This is a genomic window from Stenotrophomonas sp. NPDC077420 (assembly GCF_044543385.1).
Taxonomy (GTDB): domain Bacteria; phylum Pseudomonadota; class Gammaproteobacteria; order Xanthomonadales; family Xanthomonadaceae; genus Stenotrophomonas.
On record NZ_JBITVZ010000002.1, the window covers coordinates 260712 to 279724 of the forward strand.

Below are 19013 nucleotides of genomic sequence, written 5' to 3' on the forward strand. Positions count from 1 at the left end.
GCCCCACCCCGCTACCGAGACCCGCCATGAATGAGCTTTCCCCGCACGCGCGCCAGACCGTGGCGCTGCACACCCCGTCCGATCTGGGCCAGCAGGCAGTCAAGGACATCGCCGGCGCCCTTACCGTGCTGCTGGCCGATGTGTTCGCGCTGTACCTGAAGACCAAGAATTTCCACTGGCACCTGTCAGGTCCGCACTTCCGCGATTACCACCTGATGCTGGACGAACAGGGCGAGGAGATCTTCGCCATCACCGATGACATCGCAGAACGCGCACGCAAGGTGGGCGGCACCACGCTGCGCTCGATCGGCCAGATCCACCGCATCCAGCGCCTGCTCGACAACGATGCCGACTACGTGACCGCGCAGGACATGCTGGCCGAGCTGGCCGACGACAACCGCCGCCTGGTCAGCTTCCTGCGCGCCACGCACGCGGTGTGCAGCAGCCACAACGACGTGGCCACCACCAGCCTGGTCGAGAACTGGATCGACCAGGCCGAGCGCCGCAGCTGGTTCCTGTTCGAAAGCACCCGGAGGTCGCCATGAAGGCCACACCGAACCACGCCATTGCGGTCGGCAGTCCCGCACCGGCCTTCCAGCTCCCCGCCACCCCCGACCAGCGCCTGGGCCTGGACGAGCTGCGCGGTCGCCCGGTGATCCTCGCGTTCTACCCCGCCGACTGGAGTCCGGTGTGCGGCGACCAGCTGGGGCTGTACAACCAGCTGCTGCCGGAGTTCCACCGCAGCGGCGCGCAGCTGGTCGGCATCTCGGTGGACGGGGTGTGGTGCCACGCCGCGTTCGCGGAGCAGCGACACCTGCATTTCCCGCTGCTGGCGGACTTCGAGCCCAAAGGCGAGGTGGCGCGGCGTTACGGCGCCTACCGCGAACAGGATGGGGTCTGCGAACGCGCGTTGTTCGTGCTGGATGCCGACGGCATCGTGCGCTGGAGCTGCATCTCCCCGTTGGGCGTCAATCCCGGTGCCGACGGCATCCTTGAAGCGCTGGCCCGGATCACCGCCAACGCGACCTCCCCTGCAGGAGCCTCGTCATGAAAGGTCTTATCGTTCCGGTCAGCGCGCTGGACCACAGCCAGGGCCCGCAGGGCGCGCCGATCACCCTCGTCGAGTATGGCGACTACCAGTGCCCGTACTGCGGCGAAGCTTACCCCGTGCTCAAGGCCGTGCAGCAGGCGATGGGCAAGCAGTTGCGCTTCGTCTTCCGCAACTTCCCGATCACCGACAGCCATCCGCACGCGCTTGCCGCCGCGCGTTTTGCCGAAGCCGCCACCGAGATCGGTCGGTTCTGGGAAGCGCATGACCTGCTCTACCAGCACCAGGACGCGCTCACCGCCAGCGACCTGGCGCGCTATGCGCAGGCGCTGGGCGTGAACGCCGCGCTGATGGAAGCCGCAGACAACGGCGCCTTCGACGCGCGGATCGAGAGCGACTTCATGGGCGGCGTGCACAGCGGCGTCAACGGCACGCCGTGTCTGTTCATCAACGGCACGCGCTATGACGGCCCGCGTGACGTGGACAGCCTGGTCGCCGTGATGACCGGCTTGGCCTGACCCGTTACGCCGGCGCGCCGGGGCGCGCGCCGGCACCTTTGCGGCCACGGTCAACCCGTCTGCCGTGACCGCCGCCACTGCAGCGGACTCATCCCCATTTCCATGCGGAACATGTAGTTGAATGCCGACGCCGAGGCATACCCCAGCTCGTGGGCGATGGTGGTCGGCGTGCGTCCCTGCGCCAGCCACTCGATCGCGCGCAGCAGGCGCAGCCGCGTGCGCCAGTCGCGCAGGCTCATCCCGGTGTCGCGTTCGAAATGGCGCGCAAGCGTGCGCGATGAAGCCCCCAACAGCCGCGACCACGCCTCCACGCTGCGTGCATCGCCGGGCTGGTCGTGCAGGGCCTGGCACCAGCGCTGCAGCCTTGCATCCTGCGGCCACGGCAGGTGTCGCCGATGCTGGCGCTGGCGCTGCAGCTGCGTGGTGACCAGCGCACACAGGTGCAGGTAGTAACCTGCATCGTCCTCCGGTCGCACCTGGCCCAGCTCCACGATCAGCTCGCGCAGCAGCGGCGACACATCCAGTACCGCGCAGTGATCGGGCATATGCAGCGCAGGATCATCGGCCACGTACAGATTGCGGAACGCCGCCGCACTCAGCGCGCCGGTGTGGTGCAGCATGCCGGTCGGCACCCACAGCGCTTGTTGGGGCGTGATCACGTGCCGCGCGTTGCGGGCCGTCACCTGCAGCACCCCTTCGGTGGCGAACACCACCTGGTTCCAGTCGTGTACGTGCGGCGGAAAACGCTCGCCGGCGGCCAACTGCTGGCTGCGCGCCATGACCGGCCAGGGTAGTGCGTCCAGCGAAGGCACCGCCACCTCGCGCCAGGGGCTCGCAGCGGATGCAGTGCGGGGTTGGCGGCTGGTCGACATGATGGGTCATTCTATCGAAAGACAGCCGCCCGGGCGGCGGCAGACCATGGGCGCATCGCCCCCGGGACACCACCATGCCTGCCTTCCCCGCCCCCACCACTACCGGCACCGCACTGCACCCGTGGCAGGTCATCAGTGCCGGCATCTGCGCGCTGGTGCTGACCGTCGGCCTGGCGCGCTTCGCCTACACCCCGCTGCTGCCGCTGATGCGCGAGGATGCCGGGCTCAGCGCCGCGCAGGGCGGCTGGCTGGCCACCTTCAACTACCTGGGCTACCTGCTCGGCACCCTGCTCGCCGCGCGGGCAGGCGACATGCAGCAGAAATTCCGCTTCTACCGCATCGGGCTGGTGCTGGCGGTGGCGGCCACCGCGCTGATGGGCGTTACCACCCAGCCATGGGCGTGGAACCTGCTGCGCTTCGTGGCGGGTCTGTCCAGCACTGCCGGGCTGTTGCTGGCGTCCGGGCTGGTGCTGAACTGGCTGCTGGCCCACCAGTACCGCCCACGGCTGGGCCTGCACTTCGCGGGACTGGGCCTGGGCATCGTGGTCTCCGGCGCGGCCACCGGGCTGCTGGCCGGGCATGCCGGCTCCAGCACCCAGTGGATCTGCCTCGGCCTGCTCGGCGTGCTGTTCCTGGTGCCGGCCTGGGCCTGGATGCCCCGGCCCTCCCCGATCCCCACCGGCCAGGCAGTGCAGGCGCCGCCGCCACCGGGCCGGCGTTGGCGCCGCCTGCTGATCGCGGCGTACTTCTGCGCTGGCGTCGGCTTCGTGGTCAGCGCCACGTTCATCGTCGCCATCCTGGAGCAGACCGCAGCCTTCCGCGGCCACGGGAGCGCGGTCTGGGTGCTGGTCGGGCTGGCCGCGGTGCCGTCGACCTTCGCCTGGGACCGGATCGCCGCCCGGCTGGGTCTCATCCGCGCCCTGGTCCTGGCATTCGCCCTGCAGGGCGCGTCCTTCGTCTTGCCGCTGCTGGACGACGGCCTGGCCGCTGGGCTCGGCAGCGCGCTGCTGTTCGGCCTGACCTTCGCTGGCATCGTCAGCCTCACGCTCACCGTGGTCGGCCGCCATTACCCGCACAACCCGGCCAAGGCCATGGCCACCCTTACGCTCAGCTACGGCGTGGCCCAGATCCTCGCGCCGGCACTGGCTGGCACCCTGGCCCGCAGCAGCGGCAGCTACCAGGCGTCCCTGGTACTGGCGGCGATCTTCATGGCGATCGGTATCGCGCTGCTGGCTGCCATGCCGACGGAAGCGGGCGATCATGCAGCAGCGACCGTCACGCGCGACACCGGCGCATGAATGTCGGTTCATGCGCAGCGCTCACCTGCGATCAAGCACTTGAGCCAGCGCAGCAACGATTGTGAATTTTTTTTGTCGAAATGCTTGCCGAACCCTGCAGACCTCCGTATTATTCGCGTCCTCGCCAGCGGCAACGCAGCGATGAAGTGGCCGAGTAGCTCAGTTGGTAGAGCAGGGGATTGAAAATCCCCGTGTCGGCGGTTCGATTCCGTCCTCGGCCACCATGATTTCAGAGACCTGCAGAAATGCAGGTCTTTTTTTTTACGCATGCGGACGCGACGACCGCCACCTGCCCGCACGGCTGACGAAACCTTTACACCCGCATCGGGCCTGCACTCTACTCTCGGGCGTCCTACCGGGAGACCCACCATGCGCCTTCGCCCTGCCCTGCTTGCCGCCGGCCTGCTGCTGGCCAGCCTCGCCGCCTACGCCGCGGAACCGGTGCGTTCGGTGCCGGCCCTGGACATGGGGCGGTATGCCGGGCAATGGCACGAGATCGCGCATCTGCCGGTGTCGTTCCAGAAAAAGTGCGTGGGCGACATCACCGCCACCTACGCGCTGCGTGCCGATGACCGGATCAGCGTGCACAACGCCTGCCGGGTGGACGACGGGAGCCGCATCGAGGCCGAAGGGGTGGCGCGACCGGTGGAAGGCGAACCCGGCCAGTTGCAGGTGCGGTTCGTGCCGGACTGGCTGGCCTGGGTGCCGCTGGTCTGGGCCGACTACTGGGTGATCGCATTGGATCCCGATTACCAGTGGGCGGTCGTCGGCGATCCGGACCGCAAGTACCTGTGGATCCTGTCGCGGTCGCCGCGAATGGATGCGTCCTTGTTCGCGCGCCTGAAAGGACAGGCCGAGGCGATGGGGTACGACCTTGCGCCGTTGAAGGTCATGGCGCCGGTGGAGTGAGACGCTGAAGGGCGCCGTACCACCGATGTGGCGCCACGCCTCGATCTGACCCTGCGCCAGGACGTTTGCCACGCCTCCGTTTGACCCTGGGCCAGGGCGTTTTGCCGCGCCGACGTTTCGCCCTACGCTTGGACGGTTGCCCCCCGGCACCACAACAACCATACGCCGTAGTATGCTTCTACGTACGCGGCACCCGCACGAGGATTTGCGCCCATGTTCCGACGTCTCCGTACCGCCTTGACCGTGGCCCTGCTGGCCGGCACCGCCCTGGGCCTGGTGGCCTGCAGCACGAACGTGAAGCGGGTTTCGCCGCCGGCCGCCAGCGTGCAGCAGCTGACCGTGGGCGCGAACGGCACCTGGACCCTTGCCCTGCGCCTGCAGAACTTCAGCTCCATGCCGATGACCTTCGACAGCGTGGACCTGCAGATGCAGGTCGGCGAACAGGATGCCGGCAAGGTCAGTGCGCGCCCGGGCATCTCCATCGGTGGCGTGTCCGCCGACGTGATCAACGTTGAACTGCAGCCGTCCTCGGCCGCGCGCCTGGTGGTGGCCGACGCGCTGGCCGGTAACCGCACCCTGGCCTATTCGCTCAAGGGCAGCGTTGCCGCCACCCCGCAGGAAAAGAAGCAGCGCAGCTTCGAAATCGAAAACCGCAGCACCCTCAACCAGGCCCCTGGCCTGCCCGGCGTGCTGCGTTGAGTCCTTACCCACTTTTCTGCATCTGATCGAGACCTGACGATGAGCAGCTACACCGCACCGCTGACCGATATCCGCTTCGCCCTGCACGACGTGCTGAAGGTGGAACCGCTGTTCGCCCGCCTGGGCTTCGCCGACGCCACCACCGACCTGGTCGATGCCGTGCTGGAAGAAGCCGGGCGTTTCAGCACCAGCGTGCTGGCGCCGCTCAACAGCGTGGGCGATGAGATCGGCTGCGTGCTCGACCAGGCCAGTGGCGAAGTCACCACCCCGCCCGGTTTCAAGCAGGCCTATGCGCAGTTCGTCGACGGTGGCTGGACCGGCCTGACCGCGGCCCCGGAACTGGGCGGCCAGGGCCTGCCGCACACCCTGGGCGTGCCGCTCAACGAAATGATCAATGCCGCCAACCTGGCCTGGGGCAACTTCCCGCTGCTCTCGCACGGTGCCATCGAAGCGCTCAAGCAGCACGGCGAAGCCTGGCAGCAGGAGGCCTTCCTGAAGCCGCTCATCGAAGGTCGCTGGACCGGCACCATGTGCCTGACCGAACCGCATTGCGGCACCGACCTGGGCCTGCTAAAGACCAAGGCCGAACCCAATGCCGATGGCAGCTATGCCATCACCGGCACCAAGATCTTCATCACCGCCGGCGAGCACGACCTCACCGACAACATCGTGCACCTGGTGCTGGCCAAGCTGCCCGACGCGCCGGCCGGCGCCAAGGGGATTTCGCTGTTCGTCACCCCGAAGTTCAAGGTTGACCGCGAAGGCACCGTCGGCGAGCGCAACGCACTGCGCTGCGGCTCGATCGAACACAAGATGGGCATCAAGGGCTCGGTCACCTGCGTGATGAACTTCGATGGCGCCGAAGGCTACCTGGTCGGCCAGCCGCACAAGGGCCTGCAGGCGATGTTTACCATGATGAACACCGCGCGCCTGGGCGTGGGCCTGCAGGGCATCGGCCTGAGCGAGCGGGCGTACCAGAACGCGCTGAAGTACGCGCGCGAGCGCCTGCAGTCGCGTTCGCTGAGCGGCCCGAAGAACCCGGACAAACCGGCCGACCCGATCCTGGTGCATCCGGATGTGCGCCGCATGCTGCTCTCGATCAAGTCGCTGGTGGAAGGCAGCCGCCTGCTCGCGCTGCACGCGGCCACCCTGATCGACGTGGCCCACCACGCTGAAGATGCCGCCGAACGCGAGCGTGCCGAAACCCTGGTGAGCTTCCTCACCCCGATCTCCAAGGCCTGCCAGACCGAATGGGGCATCGAAAACACCTACAACGCGCTGCAGTGCTTTGGTGGCCACGGCTACATCCACGAACACGGCATGGAACAGCTGGCCCGCGATGCCCGCATCACCACGCTGTATGAGGGGACCACCGGCATCCAGGCGCTGGACCTGATCGGCCGCAAGACCGCCGCCAGCCAGGGCGCGGGGCTGAAGCTGATGCTGGCCGAGATCGAGGCCTTCGCCAAGGCCAATGAAGGCAACGAAGCGCTGGCCGAGTTCATTGCCCCGCTGCGTGCCAAGGCGCAGGAATGGGGGCAGCTGACCATGGCCACCCTGCAGCGCGCGGCCGCCAACCCGGACGAACTGGGCGCGGCGAGCTTCGATTACCTGTTCTACTCCGGCTACGTGGTGCTGGCCTACTGGTGGGCGCGCAGCGTGGCCGCCGCCGATGCATCCACGCAGAGCGAGGCGTTCAAGCAGGCCAAGCGCGAGACCGCCCGTTTCTACTTCGCGCGGATGCTGCCGCGCACGCTCGGCCACGCCGCTGCCATCCAGGCTGGCGCGGACTCGCTGATGGCCATGGAAGACGCGCGGTTCGGGGCATAAGAGCCGTACCGACCAACGGTCGGTACCTACCGCAGTGCGGTTGCCGCATCGCGGTTGCCGCATCGCCGGCGTGCGGCCGGCGCTGCATCTGAAAGACCAGGAGCCCCCTGTTGTTAAAGGGGGCGCGCCGCAGGCGCGGGGTATAGGAGGTATGCCCGGGTCCCGGATGGGTCGCCTATACCCAAACTGCAAGCAATCCGGTATAAGCTGTTTTCCCGATGGAGACAGACACTACACGCCTAGGTCTGATCGATACCGGAGCCTTGCCCGCCCCGGTCGCCGAAGCATCGCCGATCGCCACGCTGCATCGGCCCGGGAGCGTCCGGTTGCTGTCCCTGGACGCGCATGGACGGGTCCTGGACTGGATCAACTGGCAGGACGCGGCCTGCCTCTACTCGCGCGATGCCGTTGCCTGGACCCTGGGCGACCCCTGCCTGCATATCCACGGTGGCATCAACCGGCTGACCGGCCTGCAGAGCGGCGTCGACCTTCACCCGATCATCGCCGCACGCGGCCACGCCCGTTCCCGCGCCATCGACCCCACCCCGAACCTGTCCAACCAGGCGCTGTTCGCCCGCGACGCGCACCTGTGCCTGTACTGCGGCCAACAGTTCCACCGCCCGCAACTGACCCGCGACCACGTCATGCCGCTGTCCAAGGGTGGCCAGGACGTATGGGAAAACGTGGTCAGCGCCTGCTTCCACTGCAACTCGCGCAAAAGCGACCGCACGCCGCAGCAGGCCGGCATGCCCCTGCTTGCGGTGCCGTACCGGCCCAGTTGGATCGAACACATGATCCTGTCCAACCGCAACATCCTGGCCGACCAGATGGCTTTCCTGAAGGCGCAACTGCCGAAACGCTCCAAACTGGCGGCCTGAGCCTGCGACCGGTTGTCGCAGGCCACCCTCACCGTCTGCTCACCAACTGAGCGGTTTGCTTGCCCCACCCCGGTTTGGGGGGGAAAATAGGCGCTTGAGAAAAAGCGCGATAAACATGATCGATTCCGCACGCTATCCCCGCCTGTCGCGCATCCAGAATCCGGATGACCTGCGCAGGTTCGAAGAATCCGAACTGCCTGCCATCGCAGATGAACTGCGTGCCTACCTGATCGAGTCGGTCGGCAAGAGTGGCGGTCATTTCGGCGCCGGGCTGGGCGTGATCGAACTCACCGTGGCCCTGCATTACCTGTACCAGACGCCGGTTGACCAGCTGATCTGGGACGTGGGCCACCAGACCTATCCGCACAAGATCCTCACCGGTCGCCGCGACCAGATCCACACCGTGAAGCAGAAGGACGGCGTGGCGCCGTTCCCCAAGCGCGAGGAAAGCGAGTACGACACCTTCGGCGTCGGCCATTCCTCCACCTCCATTTCCGCCGCATTGGGCATGGCGATCGCGCGCCAGCGCGAGGGCGACGACCGCAAGGTGGTGGCGGTGATCGGCGACGGTGCGATGACCGCCGGGATGGCCTACGAGGCACTCAACCATGCCGGCGGCATGGAGCAGGAACCGAACCTGCTGGTGATCCTCAACGACAACAACATGTCGATCTCCGAAGCCGTGGGCGGGCTCACCAAGATCCTCGGTCGCGCCACCGGCAACCGCACGCTCAATGCGCTGCGCGAAGGCGGCAAGAAGATCCTCGGCGACAAGAAGAAATCGCCGTCCGCGCGCTTCGTCAAGCGCTGGGAAGAACACTGGAAGGGCATGTTCGTGCCGTCCACCTTCTTCGAGGAAATGGGCTTCCATTACACCGGCCCGATCGACGGCCATGACGTGCCTGCGCTGGTGGCGACCCTCAAGACGCTGCGCGGCCTGAAGGGCCTGAAGCTGCTGCACGTGATGACCACCAAGGGCAAGGGCTACGAACGCGCCGAGGGTGACCAGATCGGCTACCACGCAGTGGGCCCGTTCGACCCGGAAAAGGGTCTGGTGGCCAAGGGGGGCAGCAAGAAGCCGACCTACACCGACGTGTTCAGCGACTGGCTGTGCGACGCCGCCGCGGCCGAACCTCGCCTGCTGGGCATCACCCCGGCCATGCGCGAGGGCTCGGGCCTGGTGCGTTTCAGCAAGGAGTACCCGGAGCGCTACTTCGACGTGGCCATCGCCGAGCAGCACGCGGTGACCCTGGCCGCCGGCATGGCCACGCAGGGTGCCAAGCCGGTGGTCGCGATCTACTCCACCTTCCTGCAGCGCGCCTACGACCAGCTGGTGCACGACGTGGCCGTGCAGAAGCTGGACGTGCTGTTCGCCATCGACCGCGCCGGCGTGGTCGGTCCGGACGGCGCCACCCATGCCGGCAACCTGGACCTGAGCTTCCTGCGCTGCGTGCCGCACATGGTGGTGATGGCCCCGTCCGACGAAGCCGAATGCCGCCAGATGCTCAGCACCGGGCTGCAGTACGAAGGTCCGGCGGCGGTGCGCTATCCGCGCGGCAGCGGCACCGGCGTGGACGCCGGCAGCGACCTTTCCACGCTGGAGATCGGCAAGGCCGAACTGCGCGTGCAGGGCAACGGCATCGCCCTGCTCGCCTTCGGCAGCACCGTGCCGGCCGCCGAAGCGGTGGGTCGCGAGCTGGGCCTGAGCGTGGTCAACATGCGCTTCATCAAGCCGCTGGATCGGGCCCTGCTGCTGGAACTGGCCCGGACCCACCAGGGCTTCGTGACCATCGAAGACAACGTGGTGGCGGGCGGCGCCGGTTCCGGCGTGGCCGAACTGCTCAACGCCGAAGACGTGCTGCGCCCGTTCCTGCACCTTGGCCTGCCCGACAGCTTCCAGCACCATGCCAGCCGCGAAGACCTGCTGGCCGAAGCCGGCATCGATGCCGCCGGCATCCGCGCCGCGGTGTTGAAGCGCTGGCCGAAGCTGGGCAAAGAGGCCCTGAGCGCGTGACGTAGCGCCACGCGCTGCGTGGCTGCTGTCCCGGCCCGGCAGGGGACACGCATCGCGTGTCCCTGCGCGGGTACGCCTTAGCGGACTTCGAACTCCGCGCGGCAACCGCCATTCACCCAGACGCCGTCGCGGTCATGGCCCCAGGTGCGGCCTTCAATGCAGGCGGTTCGCGAGGTCTGCCGCACCAGGCGGACGTCGCGGCGCACGCTCACGTTGCACCGGCGCATGCGCTGGTCGTTGGAATCGCAGCTGATGATCTGGCCGCGCCCACCGCCCCAGCCACCGCCGTTGTTGCCCCAGCCGCCGCCGTGCGAAGGACGGCCGCGCTCGGAAATGAATTCGGCGCGGCACCCGCGGGTCACCCACACCCCGTTGCGGCCCTGGCCCCAGGTGTCGCCTTCAATGCACGGCGAACCGGAGATCTGCCGCACCAGGCGCGCGCGGCCATCGATCGGGCACTGCTGGGTGCGGCCCTTGACCGACTCGCAGCGCACCGGACCGTCGTTATAACCATCGTCGTAACGCTGTGCCTGCGCGGTGCCGGCCAGGGCCATCAAGGCGACCGGCAGCAAGGCCCATAGTCCGATCTGCGTTGCCTGCTTCATTGCGATGGTCCTCGTGCCGGTTGGATGAATAGGCACAGGATCAGCGAAGTGGCGGCGTTCGCCTAGAGGCGCCGCGGGAATATTTCAGGCGCGATTCAACAACCCCACGCGGCGCTGACCGGTCCATGCGGACTCAGCCGTACTGCACCGCGTCGACGAAGGCGTCGCCCACTTCCACCCGCACACCGCTGCTTGCACCGGTTTCGGCATGGTGTTCGCGCGCCAGCGAGTCGGCGAAATCAAAGGCGGTGGCGCCACTTTCAAAGGCGACGGGCGCCGACTCGCCAGGCGGGACAACCTGCCACTGGCGGTGCTGGTGTTGCACTTTGATCATCATCGGAGACGTCTCCAGTAGCATCCTGCGTGGGCAAGGCAAGGCCTGATGCGGCGGAGCGGCCTCGCGGGGAATCTTGCATGGCGCGGGTTCCATCCCGACGCTGCAACGACGATACGTCCGTAATGCTGACGGCACTATCGGATTTATCTGATTCTCGGACCTGTCCGACGCGTGGGCTGCCGGTTCACCGACAGCCCATCACGCCGCACTCACGGGCGGGATCGGTACCCCGGGCCTAGCGTTCGACCGGCAGCGACATCACAAAGCGGGCGCCGCCACCGACCGCTTCCTCGGCGACGATGCTGCCGCCGTGGCGCAGCAGGATTTCGCGCGCAAGATACAGGCCCAGGCCACTGCCACTACCGCTGGGCCGCAGCCGGTGGAACGGCTCGAAGATCGATTGCCGTGCCTGTTCGGGAACCCCGTCGCCCTCATCGCTCACCGACAGCAGGCCATTCGACTGCAGTTCCACCATCACCGTGCCGCTGCCACCGCCATGCGCGATGGCGTTCTGCAACAGCCCGCTGATCACCCGGTGCAGTGCATCGGGATCGCCGCGCACCCACAGCGCCTGGTCCGGCGCATCCACCGCGAAGGCGTAGCCGGCGTCGATCAGCAGCGGCGCCACATCGGCGGCCACCTCACGGGTCAGCGCGGCCAGGTCCACGCGCTGGTGCTGGCTGCGGTGATGGTCCAGCCGCTGCAGGTCCAGCAGCTGCTCGGCGATGTTGCTCAACCGGCCGAGGTCGCGCTGCAGGCGCGAACGCACCTGCCCCGGCGGCAGGTCGGCAATGCGCGTGGCCAGGATCGCGATCGGCATGCGCAGCTCGTGCGCGGCGCCGACCAGGAAACGGTCCTGCGCGTCGTAGCTTTCGCCGATGCGACGCACGGCCGCGTTGAAGGCATCCACCAGCGGCACGATCTCGCGCGGCACCGCGTGCGTGTCCAGCCCACGTCCGCGCTCCGTGATCTGGATCGCCGCAGCCTGTGCCGCCACCCGGTTCACCCCGCGCAGCGACCGGTGGATCGCCCACGGTGCCACCACCAGCGTGATCACGATCAGCGGCAGCGTGATCCAGCCGCCGAGATAGCCGATGATCACCGCCAGCTGCCGCCAGAAGCCGCGCTGCGGCAAGCCGCCCACCATCACATGCAGGCGCCCGTCCTCGCGGTCGGACACCCACACCCGCATCGCCAGCTCCAGCCCGCGGCTGCGCGTGCGCACATCCGTCGGTTCCACATGCGCCAGCTGGTCGGCCAGCGGGCGATACACCGCCGGCAGCGGCCCGTGTTCGATCCGGTGCCCCTGCTCGTCGGCGGCGGCAAACCAGAACGTGGACGGGCGGTCCGGCGCCGCTTCATTCACCGCCGCCCAGTCCACCTGCAACCTGCCCTCCTGCAGGCGGATGGCATCGGCCACCGCTTCGCTGGTTTTCCAGTCCACGTAGGCGGTGCTGCGGTCGCCATAGACCAGCGCGATGCCGGTCAATGCAATCAACACCATCGCCACCTGGATCAGGCAGATCTTCCACGCCAGGCTGAACGACAGCGAGCCGGGTTTGAGGAACTTCATGCGCTTTCCTTCAGCAGGTAGCCGATGCCGCGCATCACGTGGATCTCCACCTGGGCGTCGGCATCGGCCAGCGCGCGGCGCAGCTTCGAGACATGCGCGTCCAATGCGTTGGACTGGATGTCGTCGTCGAAGCCATACACCGCTTCCTGCAGCGCCGCGCGCGCCACGGTGCGGCCCTGGCGCAGGGCCAGCGCTTCCAGCACCAGCAGCTGCCGCCGCGGCAGCGCCAGCAGGGCGCCGTCCACCGTGGCCTGGCGCGCCACGAAATCGAACTGCAACCGCCCCAGGCCAAGCACCGGCAGGGTGATCTGCGCCGGTCGCCGCGAAATCGCGCGGATCCGCGCCAACAGCTCTTCCACCGCGAACGGTTTGGTCAGGTAATCGTCCGCGCCCACGTCCAGCCCCACTACCCGGTCGGCCACCGAATCGCGCGCGGTCAGCATGATCACCGGCAGGTTCGGCACGTGGCTGCGCGCCACCCGCACGAAATTCGCACCATCGCCGTCGGGCAGCTGCCGGTCCAGCAGCAGTACCTGGTGCACCCCGGCCTTGAGCGCTTCGGCGGCCTGGGCCATCGACACCACCAGGTCCACGACCATGCCGTGGCGGCCCAGGCTGGCCTGGATGGCACCGGCAAGTTCGGGGTCGTCTTCGAGCAGCAGGATGCGCATGGGCGGGGGCAGGCAGGGGCAGAGGCCGCCGATGGTACCCCGCCCGTTGACGCAACGTTCCCACAATGTCCGCAGGACACCATGCGGGTTTGATCGTCGCGCAGGAGCATCCATGCAGAGTGGTTCACGGAAGACGGCAGCAGCGGGCCTTGCCCTGTTCGGCGTGCTGGCCAGCACCAGCGTCCTGGCCCAACCGGCCCCCGGGGCCAAGGCGCGCAGCAGTGTCGGCCTGGCGGTGGTGGCACAGAAATCGCCGTATGCCGGCTACGACACCGATGTGCTGCCGGTGCCGGTCATCAACTGGGAAGGCCGCAGGTTCCACTTCCGCGGCGGCAGCGTCGGCTACACCCTGTTCGACAACCAGCGCACCAGTGTGTCGCTGCTGGCCTCGCCCTACGTCATGCGCTTCAAGCACAAGGACACCGACAATCCGCAGCTGCGCCAGCTGTCCAACCGCAGCATGTCGGCCATGGCCGGCGTGGCGGTGCGCCATACTGCGCCGTGGGGCGTGCTGCAGGGCAACGTGCAGGCCGAAGTCAGCGGGCACGGCGGTGGCCTGGCCGCCGACGCCAGGTACAGTTATCCCATCCCCACCGGCAAGGTAATGCTGGTGCCCGGCGTGGGCGCGAACTACGCCAGCAGCAGCCTCAACGATTACTACTTTGGCGTGAGCGCGGTTGAAGCGCAGCGCAGTGGCCTGCCGACCTATCGCGCTGGCAGCGGCGTAGCCCCGTACCTGGACCTGAGCGCGGTGATGCCGCTGGGCCCGCACTGGACCGCCACCGCATCCCTGCGCCGCACCCTGCTTTCCAGCGCGGTCAAGAACAGCCCCATGACCGTGGGCACGCACATGGACAGCGCGCTGCTGGCGCTGAGCTACGGGTTCTGAGCATGCGTACCGGCATCGTACGGCGCGTGGCCACCCTCGCCCTGCAGATCGACCCGGACCGCAGCCGGGTACTGCACTGGATCGTGCACACCCCGCTGCCTGCACTCGGCGGCCAGACCACCTTCGAACTGGCGTGCAACGGCCAGGGCGAGCGGGTGCTGGCACTGCTGGACACCCTGCTGGCGCAGCCCGGCGCACCGGTCCGGCAACTGCCGCAGGCCCCTGCATGAACCGCCCCTTCCCGTTGCTCAGCAGCACCGACGCGGCCGATGCACCGGCCCTGGCCGCCGCGCTGATCGACTTCGACCGCGCGGTGCAGGCCCTGGTGGAACAGGACCCGGACACACACGGGCGATTCTCGCGCGCATACGTGACCGCCCTGTTCCGCGCCTGCCTGCAGCCGCCCGACGTCGGCGCGGGCATGCCGCGCGGGCGGCCGGACCCGGACATCGCGCATGCGCTCAAGCAGTGGATCCAGGCACAGCTGCAGCGCTACCCCGGTGAAGCCGACGACCACCGCCTCACCGCAGCGCGCCGCGCTGCGCACGGCTTCTGGCTGCAGTCGATGGCCTGCCCGATCGACGGGGATGGGCAGCCGCGCGCGGCGCGATTGATGGATGGGTTGCTCGCGTTGACCCGCCCGGACCCGCAGACGCGCTGACAGCGCAATTACGACCAGTTGCATGGTCAGCCCCTGCGTTGGCACGCACTGTCCAGGGTCCATCCCGCCCACTGGACGAACGGCCGATGCGCGTTCCCTCCGACCTCCCCCCCCGCCTTCCGCCCCGCGTTGAAACCCCCACCCCGCTCACCGAAGCGATTTCCCCGGAGACGGCCGAGTGGGAGGCCGCGGCCGATGCGCTGGACGCGCTGCGCTCGCCGGGCGCAGACGACGGCGATGACCGCCATGACCACCCGCGCGACGACGATGCGCGTCGGCAGCGTCCGCATGCGGACGAGTGCGACGAGGAGGAAGACCCACCCACCGGCGAGCAGACCCTGGGGCGCCGCCCGTACCTGAGCAATGGCTTCTGGGTGCTGCCCGAGCCGCACCTGGCGCTGCGTCAGGCGTCGGCACCGGGCCGCAGTCCGTTGCTGCCCGCAGCGGCGGCCGTGTTGGCCGCCGACCAGTCCGGTCACCGCGCCGCCCGCAAGGGACCGGACGACGGCGACGACGATGCCCGCCGGGAACCCCCGGCCGGCAACGAAGAAGGCGCGGCTGACGAGTAACATGCGCTTCCCGATCCTCACGGCGCATTGCCGCCGGCCCGCTAGGCTGCTGCTGTTTCTTCAACGGCGACGAACGCGATGCGTGGATGGATGGGGCTGCTGCTGATGGCGATGACCGTGCCGGCATGGGCGCAGCAGGATGAAAACGAAACGCCCGCCTTCGACCGCCCGGGATTGGGGTTTGCCGCCTCGGTGCTCCCCGCTGGCGGGGTCGCGCTGGAACTGGGCCTGCCCGACTATCAGCGCGACCGCGACGACGCCGGGACCCGCAGCACCGAGTACGGCACCGACGTACGACTGCGCGTGGGGCTGGGTGCGCAGCTGGAACTGCAGGCCTTCGGCAGCCCCTGGAACCACCTGCGCGAAGCGCCGCGCGATGCGCCCGCCACCACCGCCCGCGGCGCTGGCGACAGTGGCCTGGCGCTCAAGTACGCCCTGCCGCTGCAGTCCGATCGCCATGCCGTGGCGCTGCTGGCCAGCAGCAGCTTCGGCACCGGCTCCCGTGACTTCAGCGAAGGTGGCACCCAGTACGAACTCGGCGCCAGCTACGAACTCACCGTCAACGAACGCTGGAGCGCCGCCTTGTACGGCAACGCCACCCGGGGGGCCGGCGAGGACGCATTCACCTGGTCGCCCAGCCTCAGCCTGGCCGCAACCGACACCGTCAGCGCCTACCTCGAAGCCGGTTTCACCCACACCCACGGCGAACCCGCGACCTCCGTCGCCGGCGCCGGCGTGACCTGGATGCCCACCGAACGCATGCAGCTCGATGCCTCGCTCGATCTGGGGCTGGACCGCGACAGCCCGGATCTACAGGCCGGACTGGGTGTTTCGCTCTACTTCGAGTAATCGGTGTCCGGGTTGAAAAAAGCCTGTGCATCACTGCACAGGCTTTCGTTGAACGTCCTGCCGCATTGTGGGTCAGGTCACCTTCTTGGCGACCGTCATGCCCAGCACGAACAGGATGACGGCGATGATGATGCCTGCCCAGAACAGGAACTTGGCCACGCCAATGGCAGCGCCGCCAATGCCGGCAAAGCCGAGCGCGCCGGCAATGATGCCGATGATGGCGAAGATGATGGCCCACTTGATCATGTTGTTCCTTTCCCCGGTTGCGGGGATGACTGACAGGCCTCCACGCTAGCGATCCAGGCGTGCCGCAACAGTGAATGGGGTGCGGGTGTCGTGTGAAGGCACTACGTTGTCTGAACAGGGCACGCTACGTATTCAGCTGCATCTGTAGGAATTTTCCGACAGACGGTAGGGCGTGAACACCCGCCTTAACCACTAACCCATTGAATTTAAAAGGGCGTCCTGATGAACGTCATCACACCACTGAATGTGTGACCGTTGCCTCAATTTCACCGCATGGTCACAATGATGACGTTCCCACCGGCCCGTACCGCCATGCGCGCATTCGTCTCCAAGCAGCATCCCGCCCTGCTCAAGGTCTACTTCGCGGCCTGTTATCTGGTGCTGATCGAAGAAGTGATCCGCGCGATCAGTTGACCGCGTTGCGTACGCGCTCAAGCGCCCGCCCAAGTTCGGGCAGGCGGAACGGTTTCTGCAGACCGTAACGTCGCCGCAGCCGCTCGGGCAGCGTGTCCCTTCCGTATCCGCTGAGGAACATGTAGGGGATTCCCCGCTCTTCCAGGACGTCAGCGACCGGGAACGACGTTTCGCCGGCCAGGTTCACGTCCAGCAGCGCCACATCGAAACTGCAGCGCTCTGCCGCACTCAGCGCTTCTTCCAGCGTGCCGACCAGCGCTACCACTTCGTAGCCCACATCGACAAGATAGTCTTCGACCATCATCGCGATCATCGATTCGTCTTCGACGATCAGCACGCGCGCAGTCACGGGTGCACCTTCAGGGTGTCGTCGCCCGGCGGGAACACCACGCGGTAACGCAGCCCGCCCGGCTCGAACGACAGTTCCACCGTGCCGCCCAGGTCGTGCTTGAGTCCCTTCTCCAGCAGCCGCGAACCAAATCCGCGCTGGCTCGGCGGTTGCACCGGCGGGCCACCCCTTTCCTGCCACACCAGCTCGACCATCTCGCGCCCGCCCACCGACGTCTTGTGCCAGTGCACCGACACCCGGCCCTCTGGCCCGGACAGGGCGCCGAACTTGACGGCGTTGGTGCCCAGCTCATGCAGCGCCATGGCCAGGGCCAGCGCGCGGCGCGGGTCCAGCCGGCAGGGTTCGCCCTCCACATCGAACCGCGTGGCGGGGGCATCCGCATGCGCCATTGCGGTCGCCTGCACCAGCTCCTGGAGGTCGGCGCTGTGCCAGTTTTCGCGGGTCAGCACATCATGCGCCGCCGACAGCGCCACCAGGCGCTGTTCCACCTTCTCGCTGGCCTCGGCCAGGTCCCTGGCGTTGTGGCAGGTCTGCCGCGCGATGGACTGCACCATCGCCAGCGAATTTTTTACCCGGTGATTGAGCTCGTTGATGAGCAGCTGCAGGTGCTGCTCGTGGCGCTTGCGCTCGGTGACGTCGCGGGTGGTACCGGCAATGGCCTCCACTTCGCCGTCCGGGCCGATCACCGGGGTAAAGATGTAATCGTAGATACGCACGCCCTGGGTGGTGTGCGGGAACGGCACGTCCCCGCGGATCGGCTGCTTGGTCGCGATGACCCGTTCGATCTCGGCGTCGTGCATCGCCGCATGCCAGGGCTCGTAGCCTATCTCCAGGCAGGTCTTGCCGATCGCCTCATCCCAGGTCATGCCCCACATGTTCAACAGCGCCTTGTTGGCGTAAATGAACCGGTGCTGCAGATCGAACACGTAGGACAGATCTGGCGTGGCCTGCAGCAGCGCCTCGTAGATGCGCCATTTGGCGGTGTTTTCTTCTTGTTGCTGCAGCACGGATCAGGCCTGGGGTCGTTCGGCGCAGGATAGGAGCGCAGGCGTGAAAGCAGGATCATGCTTTTGCCGAATCTGGCCGGTGGCTAGCGCGCCGTTCAGGCCCGGGGCCATGGGGGCCAAGGCGCAGGGCGCCCCCGTTCCATCGGCTGGTAGACCAGGCCCGCGTATTCCGCGACCGGCCCGGCCACCCGGAACCCGAAGCGCAGGTAGGCGCCGACCGACCCCACCGACGCCCGTACGGTCACCACATCGGACCGGGTGCAGGCGAGCAGGGCCTGCATCAACGCCCGCCCTACCCCTTTGCCCTGGTACCCCGGCGCAACGAACAGCGTGGCCACGTGCTGCCCGCCCGTGAGTTCGGCCACGCCCACGACCTGGCCGTCGACTTCGAAGACGAACATGTCGTTGTCATCGGAAAAGCGGCTGGCCATGCCGTCCACCGAGACGATCTCGGCAAAGGTGGCGATGCCCTCTGCGGAGAGTGACGGCGCGACCGTTTCCATGAAGGACGCCATGCACACCGCGCTGGCCTGCTCGAGATCGGTAGCTCGTAGTCGTCGTGTTGTCATCCTGTACCTCCATCCGGACCGGCTCGAAGCTGACACTCACAGGACGCACCCGTTGGTGCTGACCATGCGCCAATCATGGACCCGGTGACGCCGCACGCATCGAATAAAGAGGTGCTCGCGACATGCCGGCGCATTGCTGCTGACCCACGTCGCAGTTCCTGGCACTGCGCGTTGACAGCCTTCACTCGCGGCTCGCAGGATCGCTGCG

The 19013-nt window shown here is 67.6% G+C and carries 24 protein-coding genes and 1 tRNA gene; 16 read left to right on the forward strand and 9 right to left on the reverse strand.

What is annotated here, in order from left to right:
- The first annotated feature begins 26 nt into the window (after window positions 1–26).
- The 3 genes from ACIGII_RS03195 to ACIGII_RS03205 are packed head-to-tail and all read left to right on the forward strand — an operon-like array spanning window position 27 to window position 1566.
- Window positions 27–545, forward strand: a complete 519-nt coding sequence (locus ACIGII_RS03195) for a Dps family protein (RefSeq protein ID WP_399635105.1) — start codon at window positions 27–29, stop codon at window positions 543–545.
- Window positions 542–1051 carry a redoxin domain-containing protein gene (locus ACIGII_RS03200; protein ID WP_399635108.1) on the forward strand — a complete coding sequence of 170 codons (510 nt, stop codon included), beginning with the start codon at window positions 542–544 and terminating at the stop codon, window positions 1049–1051. Before ACIGII_RS03195 ends, ACIGII_RS03200 begins: the two co-directional genes overlap by 4 nt.
- Entirely contained in the window at window positions 1048–1566 is a 519-nt protein-coding gene (locus ACIGII_RS03205; RefSeq protein ID WP_399635109.1) for a DsbA family protein, read from the forward strand. Before ACIGII_RS03200 ends, ACIGII_RS03205 begins: the two co-directional genes overlap by 4 nt.
- 50 nt (window positions 1567–1616) lie before the next feature.
- Here the strand turns inward: ACIGII_RS03205 and ACIGII_RS03210 are convergent, their stop codons facing one another.
- Window positions 1617–2438: an AraC family transcriptional regulator gene (locus tag ACIGII_RS03210; RefSeq protein ID WP_399635112.1), complete on the reverse strand. Its 822-nt coding sequence runs from the start codon at window positions 2436–2438 to the stop codon at window positions 1617–1619.
- 74 nt (window positions 2439–2512) lie between these two features.
- Between ACIGII_RS03210 and ACIGII_RS03215 the strand changes: the two genes are divergently transcribed.
- From ACIGII_RS03215 to dxs, 7 genes are all read left to right on the forward strand, one after another.
- Entirely contained in the window at window positions 2513–3736 is a 1224-nt protein-coding gene (locus ACIGII_RS03215) for a YbfB/YjiJ family MFS transporter (protein ID WP_399635114.1), read from the forward strand.
- Between the two features lie 148 nt (window positions 3737–3884).
- A tRNA-Phe gene (locus ACIGII_RS03220) sits at window positions 3885–3960 on the forward strand.
- Window positions 3961–4105: 145 nt separating this feature from the next.
- The gene (locus tag ACIGII_RS03225) at window positions 4106–4645 is read left to right on the forward strand and encodes a lipocalin family protein (protein WP_399635117.1); all 540 of its coding nucleotides are present in this window, start codon (window positions 4106–4108) and stop codon (window positions 4643–4645) included.
- 213 nt (window positions 4646–4858) lie between these two features.
- Window positions 4859–5344 carry a hypothetical protein gene (locus ACIGII_RS03230; protein ID WP_399635120.1) on the forward strand — a complete coding sequence of 162 codons (486 nt, stop codon included), beginning with the start codon at window positions 4859–4861 and terminating at the stop codon, window positions 5342–5344.
- A 39-nt stretch (window positions 5345–5383) separates the two neighbouring features.
- On the forward strand, window positions 5384–7174 hold the full coding sequence (locus tag ACIGII_RS03235) for an acyl-CoA dehydrogenase C-terminal domain-containing protein (protein WP_399635121.1): 1791 nt from the start codon (window positions 5384–5386) through the stop codon (window positions 7172–7174).
- A 218-nt stretch (window positions 7175–7392) separates the two neighbouring features.
- Window positions 7393–8052, forward strand: coding sequence for an HNH endonuclease (locus ACIGII_RS03240; RefSeq protein ID WP_399635124.1), 660 nt, complete (start codon window positions 7393–7395; stop codon window positions 8050–8052).
- Between the two features lie 115 nt (window positions 8053–8167).
- A complete protein-coding gene (gene dxs / locus ACIGII_RS03245; RefSeq protein ID WP_399635127.1) occupies window positions 8168–10066 on the forward strand; it encodes a 1-deoxy-D-xylulose-5-phosphate synthase in 1899 nt (632 codons plus the stop codon).
- A gap of 77 nt (window positions 10067–10143) precedes the next feature.
- Here the strand turns inward: dxs and ACIGII_RS03250 are convergent, their stop codons facing one another.
- From ACIGII_RS03250 to ACIGII_RS03265, 4 genes are all read right to left on the reverse strand, one after another.
- The gene (locus tag ACIGII_RS03250; RefSeq protein WP_399635130.1) at window positions 10144–10671 is read right to left on the reverse strand and encodes a DUF3011 domain-containing protein; all 528 of its coding nucleotides are present in this window, start codon (window positions 10669–10671) and stop codon (window positions 10144–10146) included.
- Between the two features lie 133 nt (window positions 10672–10804).
- On the reverse strand, window positions 10805–11005 hold the full coding sequence (locus tag ACIGII_RS03255; protein WP_399657403.1) for a hypothetical protein: 201 nt from the start codon (window positions 11003–11005) through the stop codon (window positions 10805–10807).
- A 238-nt stretch (window positions 11006–11243) separates the two neighbouring features.
- Entirely contained in the window at window positions 11244–12581 is a 1338-nt protein-coding gene (locus tag ACIGII_RS03260; RefSeq protein ID WP_399635133.1) for a sensor histidine kinase, read from the reverse strand.
- Window positions 12578–13252, reverse strand: coding sequence for a response regulator transcription factor (locus ACIGII_RS03265; RefSeq protein ID WP_399635135.1), 675 nt, complete (start codon window positions 13250–13252; stop codon window positions 12578–12580). The genes ACIGII_RS03260 and ACIGII_RS03265 overlap by 4 nt, the downstream gene beginning before the upstream one ends.
- Window positions 13253–13364: 112 nt before the next feature.
- Here ACIGII_RS03265 and ACIGII_RS03270 point away from each other — a divergent pair, with 112 nt between their 5' ends.
- From ACIGII_RS03270 to ACIGII_RS03290, 5 genes are all read left to right on the forward strand, one after another.
- Window positions 13365–14141, forward strand: a complete 777-nt coding sequence (locus ACIGII_RS03270; protein WP_399635137.1) for a MipA/OmpV family protein — start codon at window positions 13365–13367, stop codon at window positions 14139–14141.
- Between the two features lie 2 nt (window positions 14142–14143).
- Window positions 14144–14371, forward strand: a complete 228-nt coding sequence (locus ACIGII_RS03275; protein ID WP_399635138.1) for a hypothetical protein — start codon at window positions 14144–14146, stop codon at window positions 14369–14371.
- Window positions 14368–14802, forward strand: a complete 435-nt coding sequence (locus ACIGII_RS03280; protein ID WP_399635140.1) for a hypothetical protein — start codon at window positions 14368–14370, stop codon at window positions 14800–14802. The genes ACIGII_RS03275 and ACIGII_RS03280 overlap by 4 nt, the downstream gene beginning before the upstream one ends.
- Window positions 14803–14888: 86 nt before the next feature.
- Entirely contained in the window at window positions 14889–15371 is a 483-nt protein-coding gene (locus ACIGII_RS03285; protein ID WP_399635143.1) for a hypothetical protein, read from the forward strand.
- 78 nt (window positions 15372–15449) lie between these two features.
- Window positions 15450–16220: a transporter gene (locus ACIGII_RS03290; RefSeq protein WP_399635146.1), complete on the forward strand. Its 771-nt coding sequence runs from the start codon at window positions 15450–15452 to the stop codon at window positions 16218–16220.
- A 72-nt stretch (window positions 16221–16292) separates the two neighbouring features.
- Here the strand turns inward: ACIGII_RS03290 and ACIGII_RS03295 are convergent, their stop codons facing one another.
- Entirely contained in the window at window positions 16293–16466 is a 174-nt protein-coding gene (locus tag ACIGII_RS03295) for a DUF1328 domain-containing protein (protein ID WP_145479978.1), read from the reverse strand.
- Window positions 16467–16751: 285 nt separating this feature from the next.
- Here ACIGII_RS03295 and ACIGII_RS03300 point away from each other — a divergent pair, with 285 nt between their 5' ends.
- Window positions 16752–16880 carry a hypothetical protein gene (locus ACIGII_RS03300; RefSeq protein ID WP_399635148.1) on the forward strand — a complete coding sequence of 43 codons (129 nt, stop codon included), beginning with the start codon at window positions 16752–16754 and terminating at the stop codon, window positions 16878–16880.
- Here the strand turns inward: ACIGII_RS03300 and ACIGII_RS03305 are convergent.
- The 3 genes from ACIGII_RS03305 to ACIGII_RS03315 form a co-directional block, all read right to left on the reverse strand.
- Window positions 16873–17229, reverse strand: coding sequence for a response regulator (locus tag ACIGII_RS03305; protein WP_399635150.1), 357 nt, complete (start codon window positions 17227–17229; stop codon window positions 16873–16875). The two genes, ACIGII_RS03300 and ACIGII_RS03305, sit on opposite strands and share 8 nt — an antisense overlap.
- The gene (locus tag ACIGII_RS03310; protein WP_399635201.1) at window positions 17226–18233 is read right to left on the reverse strand and encodes a sensor histidine kinase; all 1008 of its coding nucleotides are present in this window, start codon (window positions 18231–18233) and stop codon (window positions 17226–17228) included. Before ACIGII_RS03310 ends, ACIGII_RS03305 begins: the two co-directional genes overlap by 4 nt.
- A 98-nt stretch (window positions 18234–18331) precedes the next feature.
- Window positions 18332–18805: a GNAT family N-acetyltransferase gene (locus ACIGII_RS03315; protein ID WP_399635153.1), complete on the reverse strand. Its 474-nt coding sequence runs from the start codon at window positions 18803–18805 to the stop codon at window positions 18332–18334.
- Between the last annotated feature and the right edge of the window lie 208 nt (window positions 18806–19013).

What these genes read in the sequence shown, in the direction of transcription:
- ACIGII_RS03280 (WP_399635140.1), top strand. Translation starts at nt 14,368, where the DNA reads ATGAACCGCCCCTTCCCGTTGCTCAGCAGCACCGACGCGGCCGATGCA.
- ACIGII_RS03275 (WP_399635138.1), top strand. Translation starts at nt 14,144, where the DNA reads ATGCGTACCGGCATCGTACGGCGCGTGGCCACCCTCGCCCTGCAGATC.
- ACIGII_RS03230 (WP_399635120.1), top strand. Translation starts at nt 4,859, where the DNA reads ATGTTCCGACGTCTCCGTACCGCCTTGACCGTGGCCCTGCTGGCCGGC.
- ACIGII_RS03285 (WP_399635143.1), top strand. Translation starts at nt 14,889, where the DNA reads ATGCGCGTTCCCTCCGACCTCCCCCCCCGCCTTCCGCCCCGCGTTGAA.
- ACIGII_RS03290 (WP_399635146.1), top strand. Translation starts at nt 15,450, where the DNA reads ATGCGTGGATGGATGGGGCTGCTGCTGATGGCGATGACCGTGCCGGCA.
- ACIGII_RS03235 (WP_399635121.1), top strand. Translation starts at nt 5,384, where the DNA reads ATGAGCAGCTACACCGCACCGCTGACCGATATCCGCTTCGCCCTGCAC.
- ACIGII_RS03300 (WP_399635148.1), top strand. Translation starts at nt 16,752, where the DNA reads ATGACGTTCCCACCGGCCCGTACCGCCATGCGCGCATTCGTCTCCAAG.
- ACIGII_RS03250 (WP_399635130.1), bottom strand. Translation starts at nt 10,671, where the DNA reads ATGAAGCAGGCAACGCAGATCGGACTATGGGCCTTGCTGCCGGTCGCC.
- ACIGII_RS03270 (WP_399635137.1), top strand. Translation starts at nt 13,365, where the DNA reads ATGCAGAGTGGTTCACGGAAGACGGCAGCAGCGGGCCTTGCCCTGTTC.
- ACIGII_RS03195 (WP_399635105.1), top strand. Translation starts at nt 27, where the DNA reads ATGAATGAGCTTTCCCCGCACGCGCGCCAGACCGTGGCGCTGCACACC.
- ACIGII_RS03295 (WP_145479978.1), bottom strand. Translation starts at nt 16,466, where the DNA reads ATGATCAAGTGGGCCATCATCTTCGCCATCATCGGCATCATTGCCGGC.
- ACIGII_RS03210 (WP_399635112.1), bottom strand. Translation starts at nt 2,438, where the DNA reads ATGTCGACCAGCCGCCAACCCCGCACTGCATCCGCTGCGAGCCCCTGG.
- ACIGII_RS03265 (WP_399635135.1), bottom strand. Translation starts at nt 13,252, where the DNA reads ATGCGCATCCTGCTGCTCGAAGACGACCCCGAACTTGCCGGTGCCATC.
- ACIGII_RS03215 (WP_399635114.1), top strand. Translation starts at nt 2,513, where the DNA reads ATGCCTGCCTTCCCCGCCCCCACCACTACCGGCACCGCACTGCACCCG.
- ACIGII_RS03225 (WP_399635117.1), top strand. Translation starts at nt 4,106, where the DNA reads ATGCGCCTTCGCCCTGCCCTGCTTGCCGCCGGCCTGCTGCTGGCCAGC.
- ACIGII_RS03260 (WP_399635133.1), bottom strand. Translation starts at nt 12,581, where the DNA reads ATGAAGTTCCTCAAACCCGGCTCGCTGTCGTTCAGCCTGGCGTGGAAG.
- ACIGII_RS03205 (WP_399635109.1), top strand. Translation starts at nt 1,048, where the DNA reads ATGAAAGGTCTTATCGTTCCGGTCAGCGCGCTGGACCACAGCCAGGGC.
- dxs (WP_399635127.1), top strand. Translation starts at nt 8,168, where the DNA reads ATGATCGATTCCGCACGCTATCCCCGCCTGTCGCGCATCCAGAATCCG.
- ACIGII_RS03200 (WP_399635108.1), top strand. Translation starts at nt 542, where the DNA reads ATGAAGGCCACACCGAACCACGCCATTGCGGTCGGCAGTCCCGCACCG.
- ACIGII_RS03255 (WP_399657403.1), bottom strand. Translation starts at nt 11,005, where the DNA reads ATGATCAAAGTGCAACACCAGCACCGCCAGTGGCAGGTTGTCCCGCCT.
- ACIGII_RS03240 (WP_399635124.1), top strand. Translation starts at nt 7,393, where the DNA reads ATGGAGACAGACACTACACGCCTAGGTCTGATCGATACCGGAGCCTTG.
- ACIGII_RS03315 (WP_399635153.1), bottom strand. Translation starts at nt 18,805, where the DNA reads ATGACAACACGACGACTACGAGCTACCGATCTCGAGCAGGCCAGCGCG.